At 58.8% G+C, this 23,977-nt stretch carries 18 protein-coding genes and 3 pseudogenes; 1 reads left to right on the top strand and 20 read right to left on the bottom strand.

Going from position 1 to position 23,977, the window contains the following annotated elements:
• Window positions 1-448: 448 nt before the first annotated feature.
• The 17 genes and pseudogenes from P9273_RS31660 to queC form a co-directional block, all read right to left on the bottom strand.
• Window positions 449-1,594, bottom strand: a complete 1,146-nt coding sequence (locus P9273_RS31660; protein WP_063170388.1) for a TlpA family protein disulfide reductase — start codon at window positions 1,592-1,594, stop codon at window positions 449-451.
• A 272-nt stretch (window positions 1,595-1,866) separates the two neighbouring features.
• Window positions 1,867-2,244, bottom strand: a complete 378-nt coding sequence (locus P9273_RS31655) for a hypothetical protein (protein ID WP_024505270.1) — start codon at window positions 2,242-2,244, stop codon at window positions 1,867-1,869.
• A gap of 13 nt (window positions 2,245-2,257) precedes the next feature.
• Window positions 2,258-3,556, bottom strand: coding sequence for a lysine N(6)-hydroxylase/L-ornithine N(5)-oxygenase family protein (locus P9273_RS31650; RefSeq protein WP_063169368.1), 1,299 nt, complete (start codon window positions 3,554-3,556; stop codon window positions 2,258-2,260).
• A gap of 842 nt (window positions 3,557-4,398) precedes the next feature.
• Window positions 4,399-5,271 (bottom strand): universal stress protein, encoded by an 873-nt coding sequence (locus P9273_RS31645; protein ID WP_063169369.1) that lies wholly within the window; start codon window positions 5,269-5,271, stop codon window positions 4,399-4,401.
• A 95-nt stretch (window positions 5,272-5,366) separates the two neighbouring features.
• A complete protein-coding gene (locus P9273_RS31640) occupies window positions 5,367-6,071 on the bottom strand; it encodes a response regulator transcription factor (RefSeq protein WP_224571202.1) in 705 nt (234 codons plus the stop codon).
• Between the two features lie 107 nt (window positions 6,072-6,178).
• Window positions 6,179-6,658: a NifX-associated nitrogen fixation protein gene (locus P9273_RS31635; RefSeq protein WP_024505267.1), complete on the bottom strand. Its 480-nt coding sequence runs from the start codon at window positions 6,656-6,658 to the stop codon at window positions 6,179-6,181.
• A 16-nt stretch (window positions 6,659-6,674) separates the two neighbouring features.
• Window positions 6,675-7,172 carry a nitrogen fixation protein NifX gene (gene nifX, locus P9273_RS31630; protein ID WP_063169371.1) on the bottom strand — a complete coding sequence of 166 codons (498 nt, stop codon included), beginning with the start codon at window positions 7,170-7,172 and terminating at the stop codon, window positions 6,675-6,677.
• Window positions 7,169-8,521, bottom strand: a complete 1,353-nt coding sequence (gene nifN / locus P9273_RS31625) for a nitrogenase iron-molybdenum cofactor biosynthesis protein NifN (protein ID WP_024505265.1) — start codon at window positions 8,519-8,521, stop codon at window positions 7,169-7,171. Before nifN ends, nifX begins: the two co-directional genes overlap by 4 nt.
• Window positions 8,522-8,529: 8 nt before the next feature.
• Entirely contained in the window at window positions 8,530-10,014 is a 1,485-nt protein-coding gene (gene nifE / locus P9273_RS31620; protein ID WP_024505264.1) for a nitrogenase iron-molybdenum cofactor biosynthesis protein NifE, read from the bottom strand.
• 61 nt (window positions 10,015-10,075) lie between these two features.
• Complete coding sequence (gene nifK / locus P9273_RS31615; RefSeq protein WP_024505263.1) at window positions 10,076-11,617, bottom strand: nitrogenase molybdenum-iron protein subunit beta; 1,542 nt, start codon at window positions 11,615-11,617, stop codon at window positions 10,076-10,078.
• 129 nt (window positions 11,618-11,746) lie between these two features.
• A complete protein-coding gene (gene nifD / locus P9273_RS31610) occupies window positions 11,747-13,249 on the bottom strand; it encodes a nitrogenase molybdenum-iron protein alpha chain (RefSeq protein ID WP_024505262.1) in 1,503 nt (500 codons plus the stop codon).
• 87 nt (window positions 13,250-13,336) lie between these two features.
• The gene (gene nifH, locus P9273_RS31605) at window positions 13,337-14,230 is read right to left on the bottom strand and encodes a nitrogenase iron protein (protein ID WP_024505261.1); all 894 of its coding nucleotides are present in this window, start codon (window positions 14,228-14,230) and stop codon (window positions 13,337-13,339) included.
• Window positions 14,231-15,327: 1,097 nt separating this feature from the next.
• Window positions 15,328-15,524, bottom strand: a pseudogene (locus P9273_RS31600) (7-carboxy-7-deazaguanine synthase QueE); the annotation flags it as partial.
• Window positions 15,525-15,684: 160 nt separating this feature from the next.
• Window positions 15,685-16,437 carry a carbonic anhydrase gene (locus P9273_RS31595; protein ID WP_063169372.1) on the bottom strand — a complete coding sequence of 251 codons (753 nt, stop codon included), beginning with the start codon at window positions 16,435-16,437 and terminating at the stop codon, window positions 15,685-15,687.
• A 770-nt stretch (window positions 16,438-17,207) separates the two neighbouring features.
• Complete coding sequence (gene queE, locus P9273_RS31590; RefSeq protein WP_164548811.1) at window positions 17,208-17,933, bottom strand: 7-carboxy-7-deazaguanine synthase QueE; 726 nt, start codon at window positions 17,931-17,933, stop codon at window positions 17,208-17,210.
• Window positions 17,934-17,938: 5 nt separating this feature from the next.
• Window positions 17,939-18,295, bottom strand: coding sequence for a 6-carboxytetrahydropterin synthase QueD (queD, locus tag P9273_RS31585; protein WP_063169374.1), 357 nt, complete (start codon window positions 18,293-18,295; stop codon window positions 17,939-17,941).
• The gene (queC, locus tag P9273_RS31580) at window positions 18,295-18,993 is read right to left on the bottom strand and encodes a 7-cyano-7-deazaguanine synthase QueC (RefSeq protein ID WP_063170389.1); all 699 of its coding nucleotides are present in this window, start codon (window positions 18,991-18,993) and stop codon (window positions 18,295-18,297) included. The genes queD and queC overlap by 1 nt, the downstream gene beginning before the upstream one ends.
• Window positions 18,994-19,362: 369 nt before the next feature.
• On the opposite strand from queC, the pseudogene P9273_RS31575 reads away from it, so the two are divergent.
• Window positions 19,363-19,504, top strand: a pseudogene (locus tag P9273_RS31575) (IS630 family transposase); the annotation flags it as partial.
• On the opposite strand, the pseudogene P9273_RS31570 reads toward P9273_RS31575, so the two are convergent.
• The 3 genes and pseudogenes from P9273_RS31570 to hisC all read right to left on the bottom strand — a co-directional run bounded on the left by P9273_RS31570 (window position 19,499) and on the right by hisC (window position 23,192).
• Window positions 19,499-20,701 (bottom strand): annotated as a pseudogene (locus tag P9273_RS31570) (IS3 family transposase). The pseudogenes P9273_RS31575 and P9273_RS31570 overlap by 6 nt on opposite strands.
• A 254-nt stretch (window positions 20,702-20,955) precedes the next feature.
• Window positions 20,956-21,990, bottom strand: a complete 1,035-nt coding sequence (locus P9273_RS31565) for an LLM class flavin-dependent oxidoreductase (protein WP_063169375.1) — start codon at window positions 21,988-21,990, stop codon at window positions 20,956-20,958.
• A 71-nt stretch (window positions 21,991-22,061) separates the two neighbouring features.
• Window positions 22,062-23,192: a histidinol-phosphate transaminase gene (gene hisC / locus P9273_RS31560; RefSeq protein ID WP_063169376.1), complete on the bottom strand. Its 1,131-nt coding sequence runs from the start codon at window positions 23,190-23,192 to the stop codon at window positions 22,062-22,064.
• Between the last annotated feature and the right edge of the window lie 785 nt (window positions 23,193-23,977).

Genomic DNA, 23,977 nt, shown 5'->3' with positions numbered 1-23,977 from the left:
CATAAGCCGAAGGAATCCTGAGTACGAATGAGCCGCAGGAGGCATTTGACGAACGGGGAAGCAAGGGCCTCGTCGTCCCCGTGGACAGCAGGGCCAACCGGTTCATGAGGAATTTCGCTTTTCCCCAATTTCAGTACTCCTCTTGAAGGACGATCTCTTTTTCTGCGATGTGTGGTTCGGGCGCTTGCGTGGGCGGGGAATGGCTTGGGCGAGCCGATCCCACGCAACAGTGTCCCGTGGCCGACCTCGAGCACGTCCACCAATGCGAGACCTTTCACCGCGGCGCGAACGCCTGCGCCGCGGTTCGACCCGAGGTAAACGCAATGGAAATTCCACCTGCCGCAAGCCGCGCACTTTTGCGGCATCGACGTTATTGCTGCGAAGTGCGCCTGGGCGGGCGGATTTGCCGGTGTTCAATTCCAATTGTCATGCCCTTCGCGATCCTTGCTCAGGAAGTGACAGCGTTTTGAGTTTCGGAAGTCTTGTTTTGCGGAGCCACACAGAGACCCGCGTGACAGGCAGGCTCACCCGTGTAGTTGGCCAGGGCTTGGAGCAACGAGGTGAGGTAGCGCTGTTTGGTTTGGTCCGGCACTGGCTCCGAATGGTCCAGCGATTTGATTGCCACCTCGATCAACTCGATCGCCCGGTCCTTGTTGCCGCTCTCGTAATAATACTGAGCGACCGGAAAGTAACACCCGAATTTAAAGTCTCCATCGCCTTGCGGAGGATTAAGTTCCAGGATCTGTTCGGAGAGCTCCTTGCCCATCGCAAAGCGATCATCATGCGGAAGATGGGAGTTGTCGATCGTGGGATGGAAGAGTTGGTTCAGCGCCATCACCACCCAAGACATCGCTTCGAACTTTTTGTTGATCGCGTCCTCGACCAATTCGCGCATAAGCGGCAAGCCGGTTTTGATGTCGCGCAGCTTGTGAAGCAGAATATCCGCATGAACCCGCCGAAAATCAAAAGAGTCTGGCATCACGGCGAGGCCTTCTTCGATGGCCAATAGTGCCGCTGCCCAATCCTCGTCCTGCATCGCCGGCCCAAGTTTGGCGTATATCGGCTGACTCAGCGACGATTCGCGCACACGCGAGATTCGCTTTGCATCGACGGCTTTCGCTTCATAGCTGCTGCGCCAGCTGCCGTTAAGGACTTTCGGCAAAACGTCATCGAGAGGTGCCGGGTGGCCGATATAAGCGATGTGGCCGTCGCGGTCGACCACGAACGAGGTGGGAATCCCGAACGAAGAGCTGGGTTCCAGCCAGAGCTTTTTCATTTCGCCAGTGCAATCGAACGCTGTCCGATAATTCAGATTCGGGAACTTCTCGGTCAGCCAGGCATCCACGTTGGTCCGCGCTTCGTCCGCGGTTGCAGCCTTTTCGCAAGCTGCGACTCCGATAATCTCAAATCCGCTGTCTTTATATTTCTCCTGCAGTTCGATCAAATGGGGCATGGCGTGGACACATGGTCGGCACCAAGTCGCCCAAAATTCAACGAGGTAGACCTTGCCGGGCCGAAGGCTCGTGAGGGGCTCGCCACGCAGCCAGTTCTCCACTTTCAGCGCAGGAGCCGGGGACCCCATACGCAGTTCCATCTTGGTGTCCAAAGTCATTCCACACCTTTCGTCTCTTTTGTCGCGGAATATTTTCCAGTCAAAATCGGACACGGTCTCGAGGGCATTGCTCCCTCTCGCTTGCTTCAGCGGAGCTCTCACCGTGTTGCCGCACATCAAGCACGGCAAAGGGCATGCCAACCCTTCTTAGCTTCGGCAAGCGCCGGTACCGCCTTGAATAAGCGAGCCCTAACACGGCCAGCTGACGTTAACCTGAATGTCGGCTTTCGACGGCTCACCTTAGCGGCTGCCGTTTAGGAAGGTGAGAGTTTGGCTGGCCCGCTGGCGATAAGACCGGCTTCGGCGTCCTGGAGTAGTCGCACTTCGGCGATGGGGTCGAAAGTGCGGGAGAGGCTCGGTACCCTTGCAGCCACCGCCGCATGTGGCCCGGCGTCATAATTCGCGTCGCGGTTGCCAACGGCGGCGTTGGGCTCGATCCACGTGGCGTTGAGCCCGACAGCACGTAAAGCTGCATCGTGATTGAATGCCCTTTGCTGTTTCACGCCAAGCAGGAGTCGCGCGACGCTACCTTGCTCAAGCGCGAGCAGAGCGATCTGACGCCGTAGGAATATTGCTCGTCCCGCTTTTGCCGCCAGAGGCGGAAATCTTTCCTGAATGCCACCGCCGATCATCAATATCGACGAATCATATCCCGCTGCCCATTTGTTCGACTCCGAGGTCGGGCCAGCACTCCGTCAAGGGACGGTTGATGAACCCTAGATGCTCGGGATTGGCGCATGGCGCGCGCCGCAGAAGGCTGTCAAGGATGCGGCGCGCTCGCCAGGCCAGCAGCCCAAAGTTCGGATCAGCCAGCCCGCGCTGTCCAAGGCAGGCGTTCTGAACGAAAAGGCGTCGGTCTCGCGGTCCGTCCCAGTACACCGAAAAATCCTCGCCGATGGCGAGCTCATTGCCGATCTGTTCGAGGCGATCTGCGATCGGTTCTAGGAAACCCGGCAGCGGTTTCTCGTACCCGGTGGCCAGGATGACGATATCGGCGGTTACTTCTCCGATGTTGTCCAAGCCGCGTTGCAGCGTGAGCCTGTGCCCTGCTCCGGCATTGATGCAGCGCGACACGTTGCAACTTGGCCGCAATGTGATCTCGCATTGGTGTGGCTCGAGAAAGGCGTGGTGGTAGAGCGCCTGATAGACCGCGCGCAACTTGCTTTCTGAAATGCCCTCGGAGGCAAGCGCGAAACGCCGCAGGAACAGCTGTCGATGCACCTCGCTCATCGCAGCAAAACGATCCGAGAAGCATGGCGTGAACAGCCCGTTTGTGAACGCGTGGTCGTCGAAAGGCATCTCGCGCGTCAAGACCCATGTGATCGCCGCGGGCCGCCGTTCTTTCGGCCGGCCGACAAGGTGCAGTAGCAGCTCGGCTCCCGACTGTCCGCCGCCAACAACGCAGACATGCTTTTTTTGCACCTCAGGATTGATGTGGGCCAACTCAGATGAGTGGAACAGGTTGGGTCCAGTCCAGCCATGAAACTGAGGCGGAATTTGCGCCTGCTTGCCTATGTCGATGACGAGGTTTCTTGCATCAAGGACCGCGTTGTCCGTCCGCACGCGAAACTCGCCGTCAAAGCGGATTTCGCGAACGGCCTCGCCGCCACGGACAAGCGGATTCTTCTGGAACGCCCAGTTGAGATATTGGGCGAACTCGGCTCTAAGCACCCCGTGAAATTGCGCATTGAGGAAATTGTAAAGACGCCCGTTCTCGTGGAGGTAGTTTACGAATGTGTAGGCTGATCGCGGATTGACCAGAGTAACCAGATCCTGGAAGTGGCCGACCTGGAGCTCCGCGCAATCGAAAGCGCTGCCTGGATGTCCTCGGAAATCGACCTCCCGGTCCAGGAACAGTGCCCCTTGCGCAATCTCTTCCTGTATCTGACACGCAAGGCTCAAATTAGATGGTCCAGCACCCACACCAATACAAAAGAGGTCCACTTATCCTTACTCCTCTAGGAGTGTTTTCCAACTCAGCGGCATGTTGACGTCGATTGCCGGGCATTGAGCAATGCGAACCTCACAGGCATGCTTGAGCCGCGGTCCCGACTGAGAGGACAGCAAAAGCGTGTGCCGCCTTCCAGGTCTTGGGCTCAATGTCGGCGGCATCGACAGCGGCGCGGCGTGATCCGAACCCAAGAGCAGAAGGAAAGTGTGTGATGCTGTCGCGCGGCTCTTCCGGATCTTACGGCGGCTTCTAGCGCCGGCCTCCACCCCAGGAGTGGCTGTTTCCCTGCCACGACGGAAGCGGCTCTTTCTTTCGAGGGGCGTAACCATGGATAACGGCTCTTAATGCTTTCGGAGACTCCCATGCATGCGGCGTGCCGGATAAAGACCTGTCAAACCAACGAGTTCGCGCAGTTCCAGCTCGTCTGGAATCCGACATTGTCGCACGCCCGACGATCGGGCAGGGGAAGCTCCGCGGCAGCGGCCCTTGCACACCGCAGGCTGACAGGGACAGCCGCCGATTTGACGCGCGTCCGGGTACTGATAAGGGGCCTTCCAACAGGGTTCGCGCACGAGGCGGGGTCTCCTGGTACACCCGCCCTGTGGCTTGGCTGCGGTCTGCTGCAGCCGTTCGTCTTTACTGCCCGTTGCGGACGATCTCGCACGAGTTGGTTCACGAGAGCGTCGTGAAGCAGTCGAGGCGTCCGGTTTGGCTCTGACAAGCGTCGCAAGATGTTCGCGGATCCAGCCATGTCTCCGCAATCCGACCGGTAACCGACGACGACTTCGGACTGGTTGGCGGTCCTACGACCTGATCGGTGTTCCTACGGAGCTGATCAGCGAGCCAAAAACAGCGGCAATGTGGTCTTCCCAAAGCTCCAGCTCGGCGGACCGCCGAAAATCCGCTCACGCAGCCCACGGCTGCCATAAGCACCCATAACCATCATGTCAGCACAGATGTCGTTCGCGTGCTGGGTCAGCACTGTGCCCGCCGATTTGCCGGCGCTCTTAAGCAGGTCAACGGAGACCCGAGCACCGTGCCGAGTAAGATAGGCAGCGATGTCAGCTCCAGACTGCGCGCCTTTCCCGTTGTTTTGCGCCTTTGGATCGACCATAGCGACACAGACTTCCTTGGCAGCGGATAGGATACTAAGAGCTTCCCGAACCGCACGCGAGGCCTCTACACGCGAATCCCAGCCGACCAGCACGCGTCGAGGCGACAGCGTCGCCTTAACGCCCTTCGGCACGATGAGCACCGGCTTTCCGCTATCGAACAAGCAGCCGTTGACAACAGGAGGTCCGAGAGTCTCATCGTTGAGGAGGTCTCCTCCAACGATCGTCAGGTCAGCGCAGAGCGCCCGCTGTCGTGCCACTTCACCGAGGCTAGCCGGATCGCAATAGTCGGTGTCAACGTCACAGGAAAGCGACATAGCTTTCAGCCTTTTGAGGATATCCGCGGACCGTCTTTCCATTCTGGTCACGTCCTGTGAAAATTTCTCGATTTGCTGAAATCGATAGTTCGGTACTGCAATTGCCTGTGCACGTCCTGTATTCCATTCGGGGGGCGGAGACGACATCAAGAGCAATGGAGGCGGTATAATGAGTACCGATAGGTGCGCGCCGACCTCGGCACACAGTCCGGCAGCTGTTGTGAGGTCCTCATCAGAATGATCAGCACCCGTCACACTGAATATGCTTTTAAATTCCATTTGCCTGCTTCTCCTGGTCTTCGTTAGGAGCGCCTCAAAGCGGCAACACCGCTCTCAGGAGGAAGAGAGAGCGGCACCACGTTCGATCACCGATTTCAGTCGTCCGGCTTCTCGAGCGAGTAGCCGGCCGACCTGACGGTGCGAATGACGCTGCCGGGCAAGGCCGTTTTCAGCGCCCTCCTGATTCGGCTGATATGGACATCGACGGTGCGTGCACCGACATGAATGTTGGGCAGCCAGGCCGCCCCGATAAGCTCGTCCCGGCTGAAGACCTTGCCGGGGGCCTCAATCATAAGCCGCAGCACGTTGAAATCGATCCGTCCGAGATGGATGTCGTGGCCATTACCGCGAACCCGATGGGCATCGAGCTTCATCTCCAGGCCTCCACAACAAATCCAACTGTCGTTTTCAACCCCGTTCGGACCACGCTTGGTCAGCCCGAGCCTCGCCCGCAGGCAGTCGAGCAGCTTGGCCGGAGCCACCGGCCGCACAAAGCTCTCAACGCCTGCCTTCAAGAGATCGAGGTGCTGGTGCTCGGCGCCAGGCGCGATCAGGGCGATGATAGGCAGGTCGGTGGTGCGCGGTTCCCGCTTGAGGTGGGCGCAAATTGCGGACCCGTTTATGCTGGCTGGGTCGCAATCCAGCACTACGGCCTGAAGCTCCCGTTGTTCGGCCAAGGCCAGCGCAGCCTTCGCGCCGTCTGCCGTCTCACTGCTGAAACCGTCAACCTCCAGTATGTGGCTGTAGAGCAGATAGAACTCGGCATCTTGCGAGCAGATCAGGACCAGCGGCTTCTTCATCGGCGATACCCCAACAACCTGGTCGGCCTCGAGTCCCTGGATCGAGGGGACTGGCCAACATAGTTTCTCGGGTCCGTCATGATGGCCTTTCTCGAAAATCGCGCCCATCATGCCAGCGCCACGTGGGGAAAGGTTTCGATGACTGAAATCGCATCGTCGACCAGCTTCGTACCGGCCGTGGCGAGCTTCAGGAGCGTCTCGAAGCCAAACCGGTGGACATCGCGCAGCGTTTTGGACAAAACGACCAGCCGTCCGGTCGTGAAAAGCACCCGACCAAAACCCTCATGGCTCACCTGGATCATCGGCGATGCCATAAGGCCGCAGCGCTCCTCGATCGCAAGCCCGATGGCGGCGTAGTACTTGTCGAGCCTCCACAGCACGTCGGGATCGGGATCTCCGATGATTGGGATCCCTCGGCGCTGTTCCTTGGTAATGATGAAGTCGCCCAGCAGCTCAGCGTCCGCTTTGCGTTCCCACGAGCCATAGGAATCCTGAGAACGGATCAGCCGCACGAGGCATTTGACGAACGGGGTGCAAAGAGCCGCCTCGTCTTCGGCGACAGCTGGGGGGATTGCGGGGTCAGGCATTGGCGTCCTCCTCTTTTCAGTCCTCGTCCTCGAAGGACGGTTTCTTTTCGGCAATGCCCGCTCGCGCCAGCACCTTGCGCAGCCAAGGCGGAGGACACGTCCTGAGCATCATCTGCGTGCGCAAGAGCACCTGTGGGATCGATTGGGGCTCCGCCACTTTGATCGGGTGGATTTTTGCCGCGACAAGCTTGGCTGCCGAAGGGCCGCCAATTGCCAGACAAAACAGGATCTGACAGCCCTTGAGCGCATCCACCTTTGGCGTGATGCGATCATCGCGCTCGGCCCGATGCTCCCCGCTTTCATCGGACACGTCATCGAAGGCCACGGCTTCTACGAGATTCCATTCCTCGCGCGTCACGTCGTAGACAGCAAAGCGCCTGGCCGACCCGAAATGGGCGTTGAGGTCCTGCATGTCCTGAGTGGCGATCGCAACGCGCAATGCGCCCTTACGTCGTTCAGGCATCGGGGCGAAAACCTCACTACTGACCAGCGAGAGGCGGCGAACAGCGTTCATCGTGATATTTCTCGATTACGGAGTGGATCAAGCGCCTCAGGAGTGGGCGCGTGTTGGTTGGCCTGGAAGATGCTGGCGACCTCGAAGATCATGTCGCGGGTGCCCTGATAGAGAATTGCGAGCTTGTGCTGGCTGCCTAGTCGATCGAAGACCGGGAACCCGATGCGCATGAGCGGAATTCGGAGCCGCTCCGATGCTTGGCGCCCGTGCGAATGCGTGACAAGCAGGTCAGCACCGACGGCAAGACTTTCCAGATCGCCGAGATCGCCGATCTGAACCGAAACCGCCGGGACTTTCTCGAGAATTTTAGACCTGTCGGTCGTTGTGACGGCCGCGGCTATCTCGGAGCCGAGGCCAGCAAAGAAGGTCGCAAGTTGGAACAGCTGGTCTGGTTCGGCAGCGATGGCAATTTTCTTGCCGCCGAAATGGAAATGTCCGTCGAGCATCGCGTCCTGCAATTGCGCCCGGCGCCGGCGCACGCGGGCCGGTACCGCCGCGCCCGAAATCGCAGACAGCAGCGACACGAAGCGGTCCGTGTCCTGCAGCCCAGTCAGTGACTGGAACAACACGTAAGGCACGCCGGTCAACCCGTGCAGCGCTTTCGCCGGGCGGCGCATGTGCTCACCGATGGCGATGCATTGCATGGCCGTGCCCAACTCGCGAATGTCTTCGACGCTGGTGCCGCCGTATGTGGTCGCTACCCAGCGGTCAGGAACCGTACCGTCGAGCGAGCCTGAAATGTCGGGCAGAATAACCGGCTTGAGCCCAAAGCTTTCAACCATGTCACGCATATGCTCGATGTCGGCGACAGTGAGGTTGCATCCGGGCAGGATCGCGATCTTCTTCGGCTGCCGCGCACGTTCGCCCGAGCCTGTAATCCCTTTGATCATTGCGGTGACTGCCTTGGCCCAGCCCTCTTCGATCGCGCCGTCAAAATCCGGCGTGTTGGCCAGCACGACCTCCGTACCCGCAAGCTCTTGCGTGTGCTTCAGCTTGATGTTCGCAATATCACTCGCGCAATCTTCGCCACGCGTCTCCACCAGCGCGGTCGTGCACACCCCGATCAGCTTTGGCTTCGTGCGGTTCTTGAGGTTGAGGATGGCTTCTTCAAGATGGTCGGCAGCGCCGAGGATGGTCGCCACCTCATCCATCGCTGTTGTCTGCAATGGAATCGTTTCTTTGAAGTGCCGTACGAAGAGCACGAGCGCGAAGCTTGTGCATCCCTGGCTGCCGTGGAACAGCGGCATCGCGCCGTCGACCCCAAGAAAGGCAAAGGCGGCACCCAGCGGCTGCGACGACTTCAGCGGGTTCACCGCCGCGGATTTGGTCTGGGGAAGGATGCGGGCCATCGGTCGCCTCAACACTCGCTGAACTCGTGTGCCGTCGCGCCGGCGAATTCATCGAACAGGTGCCCGGACTCCTTCTTCGTGCATGGCAGTTCGTCTTTTAGATCAGGCTGGCAATCCCACGGGGCCGGCTGGCGCACCTGAGACCAGACCGGATTGTGAATGGCGAGGTCGATCTGGCGTACGAGTTCCACCATGCCGGCATAGCCGGCATAAGGGTGCTGGCGCTCCTGGTTGATATCGAGCCAGGGCGTCTTGGCCTTGAGCGCAATGAATTGCGTGCGACCGCCCGACAGCATGATATCGGCCCTGTGTTCAGAGAGCATGGCGTACAGCTCGCGCGCAGCCATGTATTCGAACATATGCTTGTCGTGCTTGAGAACTTGTTTGATGCGCTCCTTGTCCTGCACCGTAGATTTCTTGACCGAGGTGCCGACGATCTCGATTCCGATCTCCATCAGCGCACGGACAACCGACCAGGACTTCACACCGCCTGTGTTGAGCAGCACGCGCTTGCCTTGGAGCCTTTGCCGGTAGGATTCGAGTTTCTTCCACGCGATCGCCTCCTGCTGCGCGATCAGCGTCTCCGTGCGCTCGAGGATCTCCGGATCGGCGCCCTTCCTCACCAGCAGCCTGACAAGGTTGCGAAGAGCTTGCGATGTGTCGGAGATGCCATAGAAGGAGCCCTCGAAGAACGGGATGTCCCAGCGCTCCTCCATCTTGCGGGCAAGACTGATCAGCGCGGTCGAGCACACGATCATTGCCGCCCGGGCGCGGTGCGCGGAAGCAATGTCGCGGTAACGCGCATCGCCGGGAATGCAGGCGCGCACCCGGATGCCGAGCCGATCGAGGAGCGGCTTTACAAGCCAGAATTCGCCCGAGAGGTTGAATTCGCCAAGGATGTTGATGTCGTAGGGCCCGGGGTCGTCGGGTTCGACCGTGCCGATGACATGATCGAGCAACGCCTCGGCGGCGAGCTTGTTGCCGAGGTTCTTGGAGCCTGCCAGGCCAGGCGCATTGATCGGCACCACGGCCAAACCGAACTTTTCCGTGGCGCGTTTGCACACGGCCTCGATGTCGTCACCGATCAGCGCCGTTACGCAAGTTGAGTAGACGAAGATCGCCGGCGGCGCGTATGTGTGCTTGATCTCGCGGATCGCCTTGAAGAGTTTCCGCTCGCCCTGCCCCATCACCAGGTCGAGTTCGGTGAGGTCGGTCGTGAAGCTTGTCCGCCACAAGGTCGGCCCTGACGAAACCGCACCACGGTTGTCCCAAGAATTGCCCTCGCAGGCGAGCGGCGCATGGACCAGATGCGCAACGTCGGTGATCGGCTGCAGGACGATCTTGGCTCCGTCAAAGGCGCAGCCGCCGGCTGCCGCCCCTGGTGTCAGCGACTTCGAGCAGCCCTCCTTGCGCGCCTTGGCATCTTTGCCACGGTTCTTATCGCAGGCGGGCTCATCGAAGGCGTCCTTGATTTTGGCGCTGAGGGAGGACATCGCTCAGCCTCCCCAGTCCATTGGGCAAGGAATGGCCTCGGCGAAAAGCCGGCCACGGCTCTTAGCGCGTGAGGTCATAGGAATAATCCGTCACACCCGTCTCGCTCGTCTCGCGATCGAGTTTGTCGAAGATCTTGTCGAGGATCGTCGTCAGCACGCGCAACGCGCCCTGGTAGCCAAAGAGCGCAAAGCGGTGATGATGGTGCCGATCGAAGATCGGAAACATCAGCCGGATCAGCGGCGTTCCGGTGTCGCGCTCCAGGTACTTGCCGTAGGAATTGCCGATCAAAAGGTCCACCGGCTCGGTAAAGAGCAGCGAGCGCAGCGCCCACAGGTCCTTGCCCGCCCAAACCTGGGCAGCCTTGCCGAAAGGCGAGGATGCTAGCAGCTTCTTCAAATCGGCTTCCCATGCCGAGGTGCCATTGGTGGCGAGGCAATGGGTTGGCTCGCCGCCGGTCTCCATGACAAAGCGGGCCATTGCGTGAACGAAGTCGGGATCACCGTAGATGGCGTATTTCTTACCATGCAGCCAGGATTGGCTGTCCGCCATGGCGTCTACCAGTCGGCCGCGCTCGAGGCGAATTGCCTCGGGAATCTCCTTGCCGGAAATCGCCGCGACCTCCATCAGGAATTCGTCCGTCGCCTGAACGCCGAGCGGATAGTGGAACGAGGCCGTCGCCTGCCCGACCTCCTCGCAATAGCCCAGTGTCTTTCGGGTGTTGTGATGCTGCAGCGAAAGCGTTGCCTCGGCGTTGAGGGCCTTCTTCACCTCGTTGATCTTCGTGCCCCCGTCATACATGCGGTATTCACCGTCCGAAGGCGTATCGAACTGGTCAGAGGCATCCTGGATCAATGTATAGGACACGCCCATTACATCGAGCAGGCGCTTGAGCTCCCGGTTGTTGCCGACGCAGAAGCCGTCGAAGCCCGGAATGATGTTGATGGTTCCTTCGATTTGCGTACGCTCCTGACCTTTCCAGAAGTGCTCCAAAATGCCTTTGACCATGTTGTCATAGCCGTCGACATGACTGCCAACGAAGGCCGGGGTGTGGGCAAAGGGCACGTCGAAGTCGCGCGGGACTGAATCTTCGTCCTTGGCGTTCTGGATGAAGCTGTGCAGGTCGTCGCCAATGACCTCTGCCATACAGGTCGTCGACACGGCAATCATCTTGGGGTCGTAGAGCTGGTAGGTGTTGGCGAGCCCGTCGACCATGTTCTTCAGGCCGCCAAACACCGCCGCATCCTCGGTCATTGAGGAGGAGACCGCCGCGGCAGGCTCCTTGAAATGGCGCGACAGGTGCGAGCGGTAATAGGCGACGCAACCTTGGCTGCCGTGGACGAAGGACATGGTTCGCTCGAAGCCGGCGGCAGCGAATACCGCACCCAGCGGCTGGCAGGCCTTGGCCGGGTTCACGACAAGCGCTTTGCGGGCGAGGTTCTTTTCGCGGTATTCCCACGTCTGGGTGAAATCGCGCTGATCGGAAACGATTTCATCGGGGTGCGGACATTCGAAGTTTAGCTTCTTCTCAGCGAGCATCTTTCTGTATTCCGGCTCGCGGAACAGGGGAGCGTGATCGAGAATTTTTTCAGCCGACTGCGGCATGATGATTACCTCTTTTGCATCTGGCTGCGCGGGACGGCAGCTCAGGACGTCAAGACGTTCCAGGCTCCGGCGGATCAGAGGCCGCGGGAGTTCACCGTCTCAGTGGGAGACTGGGGCTGAAGCAAATGTTTATTCGGCAGCCATCGCCCGCTCATCGCCCCGGCTTCTTTTCCAAGGCGCGTGGAATAGGTCCCAGACCGGGTTGTTAATGGCGAGATCCACATCACGTGCGAAAATGGCAAAGCCGTCGTAGCCGTGATACGGGCCTGAATAATCCCAGGAATGCATCTGGCGGAACGGTATGCCCATCTTCTGCACCGGGTATTTTTCTTTGATTCCCGAGCCGACCAGATTTGGGCGAATCCCTTCGATGAATTTCTCCAACTCATAGCCGGTCACGTCATCGTAGATCAGCGTGCCGTTCTTCACGTAGTGGCCGGTGCGCTGATAGTCGTCGCTGTGGGCGAATTCATAGCCGGTGCCCACGATGACCATGCCGAGGTCCTCGTAGGCCGTGACGACGTGGCGGGGGCGCAGGCCGCCGACATAGAGCATCACGGTATTTCCTTCCAGGCGCGACAGGTACTTGGCGATGACCGCATCAACAAGCGGCCTGTACTTGGCAATGACCTTTTCGGTCTTCTCCTCGATTTCCGGCCCAAAATGCTTGGCTATGTTGCGCAGAGAGGCTTCGATCTGGGAGGGACCGAAGAAATTGTACTCCATCCAGGCGACGCCATACTTTTCCTCCATATGCCGACAGATGTAATTCATCGACCGGTAGCAGTGGATAAGATTGAGCTTAGCCTTCGGGGCGCGCTCGATCTCTGCGAGTGTGGCGTCACCCGACCAGTTGCCAACCACGCGCAGCCCTATCTCCTCAAGCAGTATGCGCGAGGCCCAGGCATCGCCGCCGATATTGTAGTCGCCGATGACGTTGACGTCGTAGGGGCCGGCCTCGAACTTGACATCCTTTTTGTCGAAGACCCAATCCCGGATTGCATCATTGGCGATGTGGTGGCCAAGCGACTGCGAGACGCCGCGGAAGCCCTCGCAGCGTACCGGCACGATCGTCTTGTCATACTCCTTGGTCTTTTTGCGAGAAACGGCCTCGGTGTCATCGCCAATCAGGCCGATAGGGCATTCGGACTGCACGGTGATGCCGTTGTTGAGCGGAAACAAGACTTCAATCTCGTCAATGATCTGTTCCAGCTTCTTGTCGCCGCCGAAGACGATGTCCTTCTCCTGGAAATCGGAGGTGAACTGCATTGTCCCGAACGTGTCGACGCCCGTTGTACCGACGTAGTAGTTGCGGCGCTGCGACCAAGAATATTGGCCGCAGCCGACCGGGCCGTGCGAGATATGGACCATATCCTTGACTGGCCCCCACACCACGCCTTTCGAACCAGCATATGCACAGCCGCGAATCGTCATCACCCCGGGAATGGACTTGATGTTCGATTTGACGTCGCATTCGGAAAGGACCTCGCTTTCCCCGCCAGCCTCGTTGCCGCTCTTTGCGACGTTGAGGTGCTTCTTGCGGCGCTTCGCCGCCTTGTCGGGATAATGCGACAGCACCTCTTCGATAAGCTTCGCATGAAGAGCACCGTCATTCTCGTATTCCCGGCTCATGAGTCCCCCTTTCAAGGTTGGGTGACGCCTCAAAGAATAGGCGCCGTTCTCTGCAAGGCGCGCCGATTCATGGCAGCGCTAATGTCACTACTGGGCCGCCGCCTTCGCCGCTTCCTTGGAGTGAAGCTCGGCAAGCATCTGCTCGTCGGTCTTCATGATGCCGAAGTCGAGCAGCATCTCCTCCAGCTCCTCCATGGTGATCGGCGTCGGGATCGTACCCTGGCCCGAATTGGCGTGGATCTTCTCGGCCAGAGCGCGGTATTCCCCTGCCTGCTTTGAGTCCGGCGCGTACTGGATCACCGACATCTTCCTGAGTTCGGCATGTTGGACGATGTTGTCGCGGGGCACGAAGTGGATGAGCTTGGAATTCAATCGGCCAGCCAGTGCTTCGGCCAGATCGAGTTCGCGGTCGGTTTGACGTTCATTGCAGATCAGCCCGCCCAGCCGCACACCGCCCGAATGGGCATATTTGAGGATGCCCTTGGCGATGTTGTTGGCGGCATAGAGCGCCATCATCTCGCCGGACATGACGATATAGATCTCCTGGGCCTTGCCTTCGCGGATCGGCATGGCGAAGCCGCCGCATACCACGTCGCCGAGGACGTCATAGGAGACATAATCGACATCGTCATAAGCGCCATTCTCCTCGAGGAAATTGATCGAGGTGATGACGCCGCGGCCGGCGCAACCGACACCCGGCTCGGGGCCGCCGGACTCCACGCACTTGATGCCTCTGTAGCCCACCTTGAGCACGTCCTGGAGTTCGAGGTCTTCCACCGAGCCTTCCTGTGCGGCGAGATCCAGGACGGTATCCTGAGCTTTCGAATTCAGGATCAAGCGTGTGGAATCGGCTTTGGGGTCGCATCCTACGATGAGGATTCTCTGCCCGAGGTCGACAAGGGCAGCGAGCGTATTTTGGGACGTGGTGGACTTGCCGATGCCGCCTTTTCCGTAAAAGGCGATCTGACGCAGACCTGACATAATAGCTTTCCTTCCTTCGTTCTAATTATCGCGACTGCCCGCGACACAAGTGCCGATAGGCAGCTCGTGCCGCCTCACACCAAGCATCGCAAAAAGCGTACCAGCGTGATCGGCCGATCCCAGAAGAAACTTTGTCATTAAATTCCAGCCGCTTAGACGGCGGCAAAACGCGCGAACGGGCCTTTCAGGCGTCTGTCACGGACACGACAAAGCCGACACAGATTGTCGTGCGCCATCCAAACCGCCGTGTGTCGAGCTCGAAGCGGGAGAATGGGGAAGTTAGCCCAAAGCTGATGGCGAGACCATCGGAAGACATCGGCTCTTGTCTTTCCAGCCTGCCATTGATCGGGCGGTCGCTGGATGAGCAGGAGCCTGGGGCTTGACCGCGGCGCGGGTAGTTCAGGCAGGCTTACAGAGCGGGAACGCCGGCGGCCGATAGACATCCGCGCTTAACCTTTCATAGCCCGTCTACAAGTTGGTTCCGCCGACGCGCTATATGGAAGCCAAATAATTCAGTAGCTTAGCCGAGAGCATTGATTTTTTCAGAAAGATACGTGTTATACGCGTATGAACCGCCGAACCCATGGTCGGCGCCCTCATGCGCGTGAGACCCCGTTGTGGGCGAGGCTCGCGACTGGCTGCACGATCCTAGCCGGCCTGCTTGCCATTGAGTTTGGTCCCGCCGCGGTAGGCTGCGGCATCAAGGGCAACATCAGCTACAACACTGGCAAGAAGATTATCACGTTCTTGGACAGGAATCTTACTGGGAGACACGCATCAACCTATTGAAGGGCGAGCGGTGGTTTTGTTCAGAGGAAGCTGCACGAAAGGCGGGCGGGCGGGCTTCGAGAGGTTAGTGTCGCGGCAGCTTGCAGATCTGCCCACGGGGCCGCCACGATCGCAAAGTGTGTACAAAAGCGCCCTCTCTGCCGAACTGAACAGTGCTCACGGCCATAGCCTCGGATGAGCCCGACTGGCTTGACCTCTGCATGATGAGAGCAGCTTTTACACCAGGTGCGCAGCACATGTCTTTAACGAACGCATCGTCTTCAAGAATATAGAGAGCAATTCGGAAAACCGAGTAGTTGGCGGCGAAGCTAGGAGAAGGTATACACTACCCTCTTGTTACCCCAGAGTAGAACGTGCAGCTGCGGCAAGACGCGGGCTTCGAACCACCTGTCGCTGGTCACCTTTTCTACCAGCGGTTCCATGCGCATCATATTCCGTCGGACTCGACAGAGACGTCTTCATTACCACGGCGGGGCGGCGTGTGATTGCCGGGTTGCAGACAAACCTCGCCGCGACGTATTTGGGACGAGTGGTGTCGGCACCGAATCCCTATCATTTAGACTAGCCAGCTTGGGGAGCGCCGTCAGACCGCCAGACCGGAAGAGGAGGCTTCGCGCCAACTTGTGCCAAGAATGTTGGACCGTGCGGAACCGCTGGGGCGGCGCTCAACTCTGGCGCAGGATGAAGCGTCGATTGGGTGAATGAATAGGGCGCGCGTTCGACGGGTAGAGTGAGGCAAATCGCTGGATGTCTGCCGGATCAACGTCAACCGGTTCCATCGCCACCATCCACTCGACGTTTTCGGTGCACGGCGGCGTCGTCAGTGAGCCCTCATAAGTCCAATAGCCAAGCGAGGCTGGCAGAAGCCAGTTGGGATTCACCTCGTCGATCGTCACCTCCCCATTCGGCAGTTCGGGAAAGGCCGCAGCAAGGGCAGCAAAGCTGGCATTTGTCGCGCCGGGCGTTAAAAAGACGCCCAGCACGCCCAGAGTACCACTTTGCGTGTCCTTGTGAACGAAATGCACCTCCATCGGGAAGCTCTTGCCCGCCACGTGATGTTCGCTTGGCGCATGGAAATGGAACTGTACCAGTTCGTAGACACGATCGCCGCGGGTCAGCGTGCTGCCTTGTGGCATATTGATTTGAATGGTGTGGCCGTTGTTCACCATATTGCCGCCGCCCTTGTGCCAGCCGATGGCGATATGCGGGATATCCGCCTTGACCGCGCTGTTGATATTGATCGGCGATTGCTGCGTGCCGGCAGAGCATACGAAATTTTCCTTATCCAGATCAGCCCAGTGCTCCGGTCCGACCGGACCGGTGTACCCCCAATGGGCACTGGTCGCTTGGGCGGCTTGAACGCAAATCCGGCATGCGCCGAGCGCAACCAACCCTTTGATCAGGTGACGACGATACATATTACTTTTGCTCCTCTTGCGAACTGATGTTGGTGGCTGCCCTAATGGACGCGTGATGGCCAATCGGCGCGGCCAGTATTGTCCTTTGCAACTGATAGATGCCCGCACGCCTTGGCGTGCTTTCATAAGTGCGGCTGCCGTTTCTCGGCTGGCCGGCTTCTGCAGCCCGCAACGGGGGCAGTTTCAACCAGCTAAACGATAAAAAATTTTAGCAGACCAGCGCTTGACCCCCGCCGCAAAGGCACAGGCGAAGGTGATCACTGCGCGGCTGCCGTTCGCGCCGGAGGCCGCATCGCTATACTTTACACTCGCTGCCCAAGGAGACGCAGGCGACCCCAATACGTTTTCATCGCTACTCCCGACGCAGCCGACCCACGCCACGAAAACGTTGCTATATTTCACGTTGGGCCAATGAGGAAATCGATCTTCTTTATGGAAGGCATTTGCGCAATGGATGCATTCCCATGCTGACAGTCGTGCGTCAGGCCGGACAATGAGATACATCGATAAGAGCTGGACAAGGATGAGGGGATGACGTGCTTGCGACGGAGCAGGTGGGGCGAGAAGGCCAGTTCTTGCGGATTTCAACTTTGCGTGACGACAGCTCATCGGAGTCAAGGTGACACACGCCGGCAGCGGGGTGTCCGGGCGGTTTCCAGCCGCACAATCGCGAGACCGCTGACGCGAACAAAGCTCGGCTGTACTCGGCACGCGAAGAGAGCCTGCCAAGCCGTTGGAGCCCGGCCTTCCGGTGCGACGCAAGCCACAGACTAGACCGCCCTCTTGTTACCCCAAAGCAGAACGTGCAGCTGCGGCAACACGCGGGCTTCGAACCACCTGTCGCTAGTCACCCTTTCGACAAGCCATTCCATTCGCATCATTATTCCGTCCAAGTCGACAGAGGCGTCTTCACTGCCAGGGAGCGGCGGCGTGTGATTGCCGGGTTGCAGATAGATCGGAAGGTGCGGATATCTCGCCGCGACTTCTTTGGCGTAGGCATAGTCACTCTCGTCGAAAACGACGAGCTTGAGCACGATTTGCGGCTTCTCTTGCGCCGCTTCGAGGCATGCATCAAACGCAGCCCAACGGGTCGTCATCTCGCTGGACGGCGGCTTTGGGCTAAGGGTCAGCACGTCAAGATCCGCAAACCACTCCCTCACCACGGAACCCTGCGTTTCCAGTGCAAAACGATAGCCCTCGCGATGGCCTCGTTCTATGAGGGGACCGAACGGCTGAATGGCCGGGTTGCCGCCTGACAAGGAGACCATAACCGGCCTGCCGCCGGAAAGCGCATGGACGGTTTGCCACACGGCATCGATCGGCATCGGTAGCCATTCATGGCGATACTGATTGTCCACCGCGTGAAGGCTGTCGCACCATGAACAGCGATAATCACATCCGCCGGTTCTGATGAACACCGTCGGCAAGCCGATGAGCACGCCCTCGCCCTGGATAGTCGGCCCGAATATCTCGCTCACACGGATTGCGGGATGCATGTCGGTCACGGACGGTATTCCGCCCAAGTTTTCGGTGTTTCGCTAACGCGCACGGCCGCGGTCTGCGGCAGACGTGCCTTGCACCATTCATAGAAATGTCTGGCCAGGCATTCCGCCGTGACCTTCTCATGTCCCAGCACGTCGTTGAGGTGCCGATGGTCGAAGCTCTCGTCAATGTAGCGTTTGAGCGGCGCCAGATCGTGATAGTCGCGCACGAAGCCGTGGGCGTCCAGTTCCTTGGCCGACAGCTCCACTACGACGACATAGTTATGCCCGTGCAGGCGCGCGCATTGATGGTTGGGAGGCAAGGAGGTGAGCTGATGCGAGGCCGAGAAGTGGAATTCCTTGCTGATGTGGAACATTACGCGCGCCTCCTGCGCAGCGCCTCAAGCCAGAAATCGGCGTCCTCGTAGTCGGTGGGATCAGCGTGCCCGGCGAGATGGAACGCTTCGCGCCGCTCGACGCAGGTCCCGCATCGTCCGCAGTGACGCACGCCGCCCTTGTAACAGGACCAGGTCTCAGCAAACGGGGTGCCGTATCTTGCGCCATCCGCAACAATGTCAGCTTTTCCGAGATTCACATACGGTGCATAGAGGCGTATCTGCGCATAGCCGTCGAGCGCGCGGTCTTGCATTGTCTGGAAAGCTTCAATGAAGGCCGGACGGCAATCGGGATAGATGAAATGGTCCCCACCATGCACGGCCGCCGCCACCGCTTCGGCGCTGTGGGCGGCGGCGAGACCGAAGGCGATTGCCAACATGATGGCATTGCGGTTCGGCACCACCGTAATCTTCATCGTGTCTTCGGCGTAGTGGCCGTCCGGCACGTCGATACTGCTAGTCAGCGCTGAGCCGGAAAGGCCACGGCCAATTTCGCCGATGTCGATGATCTGGTGCGGGACCTTCAGTCGCTGCGCGCAAAGAGCGGCGAAGCCCAATTCCTTCCTGTGCCGTTGGCCATAGTCGAAAGATAGAAGGCCGGTGAGTTCGTGCTCCGCTGCCACCATGTGAGCAAGGGAAACGGAGTCCAATCCGCCAGAGCAGACGGCGAGAGTCTTCATCATTGGTATCCTTGTTTTGACCGGGTAAGGCTGCGACCGGAGATTTCTCTGCGCCCCCACTACTCCAGCGACTCAGTTTTGTGAACCGGGAGAATTTGCGCTCAGCCCGATTGGAACGGGAGTGCGTCGCGTCCAACACGCGTGATCAATAAAAGTTGAGCGCTTCAGCAGTTTGTTTCGCATCGCGCCAACTTTCGCAACCTGCTGTCCGATCGTCGACTTCGAGACAAGGTGATGTTCGGCCGACATCGGCTGACTCTTAATTAAGCCGCAGAACACATGTTGGCTTTCTGGCCTTCGCTTGTGCGGTTGGCGAGGGCGACATGGATGCCAGCAAATTTGACATTGGCGACATCCGCCTGGAGAACCCTGCGCGGCGCGATTGAGGCCGCAGGCGAGCCTGCTCTAACTGCCGCCCTACAGTCCCGACTTCAATCCGATTGAGAACGCCTTCGCCCAACCTAAGGCGCTGCTGCGAGCAAAGGCCGAGATAACCATCAAGGCTCTATGGGACTGACGTTGCCCCAGCAGTTTTGAGTTCGTTTCCGGCGTGGGTTGTGCCCTGCTGGGCGGGTGAAGCGACGGGCGCTGGCGCGGAGCCTTTGGCATAGCGCAGCGCGAGCGACCGTCGCGGATTGAAGGTGCTGGCGAACTTGGCCGGGGTCTGCCAGGGGGGAGTGCGGCCGCGCGGTGTTGTAGTCGGCGTGCCACAGGGCGATGGCTACGCGCGCCTGAGCCAGCGAGGTGAACAGCGTCTCGTTGAGCAGTTCATCGCGCAGTCGGCCGTTGAAGCTCTCGATGAAGCCATTCTGCATCGGCTTGCCGGGCGCAATGTAATGCCATTCGACGCGGTTCTGATCCGCCCAGGAGAGGATGGCGTTCGAGGTGAACTCGCTGCCATTGTCGCTGACGATCATCCTGGGCCGGCCCCGCTCGGTGATGAGCCGTCCAATTCGCGGGCAACCCGCATGCCCGAGAGAGACGTATCAACGATGAGTGCGAGGCACTCTCTCGTGCAGTCGTCGACGACGGCCAGGATGCGGAAGCGGCGCCCGTCGGTGAGCTGGTCCGATACGAAGTCGAGCGACCAGCGCTCGTCGGGCCTCAGCGGCACCAGCATCGGCGCCCTGGTCCCGATCGCCCGCTTGCGGCCGCCACGGCGGCGACGGCGAGCTTCTCCTCCCGATAGAGCCGGAACAGCTTCTTGTGGTTCACGACCAGGCCCTCCCGCCTCAGCATCACGAGAAGACGCCGGTAGCCGAACCGGCGACGCTCCTGCGCGATCGGCCTTCATCCGCTCGCGAACCTCGCGGTCGTCCGGCCTGCTGGTCTGGTAGCGAACCGTCATGCGGCAACAGCCGATGGCTTTACACGCCCGCCGTTCGCTCATCCCGAAGCCTTCCTTCAGGCGAGCGACAGCTTTCCGCTTGGCGGCGGGCGTCACCATTTCTTTCCCACAAGGTCCTTCAACGCGGCATTGTCGAGCATGGCGTCGGCCAAAAGCCGCTTCAGGCGCGTGTTCTCGTCCTCCAGCGCCTTCAGGTCGCCGAGCCTCGGTGACATCCATCCCGCCGAAGCGGGCCTTCCAATTGTAGATCGAGGCGTCGCTGACCCCGTGCTTGCGGCACAGATCGCCAACCGATACCCCGGCCTCGTGTTTCTTCAAAATTCCGATGATCTGCTCTTCAGAGAAGCGGCTGCGTTTCATGTCCTGGTCCTCTGGATGGGCCAGAACGAACTTCAAACCGGATTAGATCAGAGGGGCAAGGTCAGGACGCCTCGGCGCGGTCGTCGACCTCTTCACCCCAGCCGAATGTGCCAACTACTTCAAAGCCGCAGGATATGACCTGGATCAGATAGGACGTGCTCCAATGGTTTACACCTGACACAGGAGTCCGGCCCCCACAACCGTTTCGCAATGAGGAGCAGCGCTGCCGCTGCTCCTCCAATCACACGACGGATTCACGATGCGGCAACTCGAGCCATGATTTCGGATCCAATGGCCGATGCGGTGTATAGTGAGGCATCCAGCGGCAAATCCCCAAATGCCAGTTGACACAGAAGATAATTAGCACCTGCCTCTTCCAGCTGATCAAGGAGAGCTTTTCGGACAGAATCTGCCGTTCCCACGACGCACAATTCACTTTCAATTGCTGCATCGAAGTTCAAAGGCAAGTTTGGTGGAGTGGAAATGGCATTTAGTTCGTATAGAAATTTGAAGCTATTGAGCCATCGTTCATAGGCAGGTGCTGCGAGCAAATACGCATCTGTTTCAGAACGCCCTATCACCACCATTCGGAGCAATCCAAGAAATGGCGCTTGCTGGCCAATGTCAGCATCGTGAATTCGGGCGGCGCGGAACGCGTCGGTAACGCTGCGAACAGAAGTGGAAGGTCCGACGCAGGCGATGTTTGCCCCATTCGCAGCGGCCCAGCTAGCCGGCTCGGGTCGATTGGTGGCGATCCATGTCGGCGGACGGGGATATTGGTGAGGTCTCAACGTCAGCGGAACATCTTTCAACTCAAAGTGGCGGCCCTGATAAGAAAGCGTCCCGCCTTTCATCGCATTGATGAGAATCTCACTGGCCTCCGCATACTGTTCTGGTGCTGCTTCTACAGCAACCCCGAAGTATCCCAATTCAGTGGGAGCAGAGCCGCGCCCTATGCCGAGTTCAAGCCTGCCGCCGCTCAACTGATCAAGCATGCAGATCTCCTCGAAGGCACGCAGCGGATGATAGAGCGCAAGTAGCATTACCATGGGACCAACACGAAGACTGCGGGTTCGCTGGGCGACGCTCGCTAAGAACAAATTCGGTGATGGACCTCTGCCATGCGGCGTACAGTGGTGCTCGGCGAGATGATACGCATAAAAGCCATAGCCATCGCACGCTTCTGCTAGGCTCAGCCGATCTGCATATTGTTGTGCGATGTCATCGCCGTTTTCGTCCAGATGATCGAAGATGCCGAAGGTCAGGCCCGAAGCGGAAATTTTCTTCAATTAATTGTTCTCCAAATTACCTATATTTATTCGCTAATCATCATAGCTCACGACATATCATTACTTGATGCTTAATGTGAATCGACTTCATGCTTGTGAGCACCGCGATCCTTCTTAAAGTTCATACAGACGCGTTCGGCGGCAGCAAGGAATTTGTCCATCTGCTCTGTGGTGCCAATGCTGACGCGAATACAGTTCTTCAAATCTACGTCAGGAAAGCTGGCGATGAGGATCGCCTGCTCTTTCAACGCGGCTTGCCAGCATGAGCCCTCCTGTCCCGCCGGCACACGGGCCAGCAAAAAGTTTGCGTGGGAGGGTGTTACGGAAAAGCCAAGTTGCAACAGCGCCAGGGTCACTCGCTGTCGTTCATGCTTGATGTGCCTGTGGTTCTCTTCGTAGGCGTGGCGATGCGCAAGAATGCTTTTCCCGACCGCCTGCCCGATCACGTTCATGTTGAAGACATTCTGGATGTTGCGCAGCCTGCCAATGATTTCTGGGTGACCGAAACCGAAGCCGACTCGCACGCCAGCGGCAGCATAGCTCTTTGAAAAAGTCCTCAAGATCAAAAGATTCGGATGTCTATTGACGAGGCGCAGGGCATTGTCGGGTGCGAAGTCAACGTAGGCCTCATCCAAGACGACCAAGCGATCTGCTTGCTCCACAAGGCGTTCGATTTCGGCCACCGGCACGAATGTTCCGGTCGGATTGTTCGGATTAGCCAACAGAATGAACTTCGCGTCTTTTGCGGGGCCGGACAGCAGTTTTTCTATCGGCAGGGGATGAGCTTCGCTCGATGCGATTTCGAGAAACTCGGCACCCTGCAACATGGCAAGTTTACGGTTGAACGAAAATCCGGGCGACAGCATTGCCACTCTATCTCCTGGGGCGAGGAAAGCTCTGTAGATGAGTCCGAGCAGCTCCGACGAACCGTTGCCGGCAATCACCTGATCTTTGGAAAATCCGTAAGCATCGGAGGCAGCTGCCCTTAAGCTGAGATTGTCGTCTTCCGGATAAAGATACTGGTGTTCGATCGCAGCAATTGCACTTTGCATTACGCTCTTCGGCAACGGAAACGGGTTCTCGTTCGTATTTAGCTTAACGCAGTTTGCATCCGTCGCTGGTCCGTTGGACGAGAGAGCATCTAATTTGCTGGCCACCGGCGAAAAAAGCGAAAGCACGGTCTTCAGTTTTGCATCGCACATGTTCTTCTCCGTTTTTCAGTCCCGCAGGGCATGTGACATGAGGCAATCGTTGATCGTGACTTGATCGACGTTCGGCTATATCAGCGCTGCCTTCCCACCCTGGTGGGGATCGCCGACCACGGTTTGGATTTGACACCGGGAAGCTGTCGAGAACCTGATGACGACCCAACGTTTGGCCGACGGCCGATTCGGCGCAACAGACGGTGTTTCAACATCGCATCGTCCTCAAAGCCGCATGCAGGGCCTGCACGACAGCCCGTCTCCAGCGCCCGCAGATAGGTGGAAGCCGAAGTCTTGCCGAACCTCAGTTGCTCTGCCACCTTGGCCCACCGGACTGCCCTGTTTATGGGTCAGGCGCAGGATATCTCTGACGCTCGTTCGTCTTGCTTGCTTCCGTCTTGGCATGGGCTCTCTCGGTTTGCTGATGAGAGAGCCAAATACCGGCTCATCTGAGCATGAGACGCAGGCCTGACGATATGGAGCGTCGCTGGTGGCGCGCGTAGCCGAGAGGGTTCGCCTCGCTGGCGGGGCATGCAAGACGGCGCACCTCCTTAGCCATCCTGTCCCATCGTCTCAGATCGTGAGGCGCACCTTATAGTCGGTGAGGAGATCTTGCAGGGTCAGGTTACGCCCTAGCGCTTAAGGTTGTTGGTCGCACCGAGCAAGCGCGGGACCTGTCGACGGACAACAGCGGTGCCACTGCCGGCACTAGGTGTGAGCTTTCGAGAGGTTGTCCATTCGGACCGGACCGAGGAGACTGGAGTTACCACGCTTCAGCATCCATC

Source organism: Mesorhizobium sp. WSM4935 (genome assembly GCF_029625735.1).
GTDB lineage: Bacteria > Pseudomonadota > Alphaproteobacteria > Rhizobiales > Rhizobiaceae > Mesorhizobium.
Note: the sequence above shows the minus strand (reverse complement) of the source record. Positions and strands in the feature narration are given on the sequence as shown.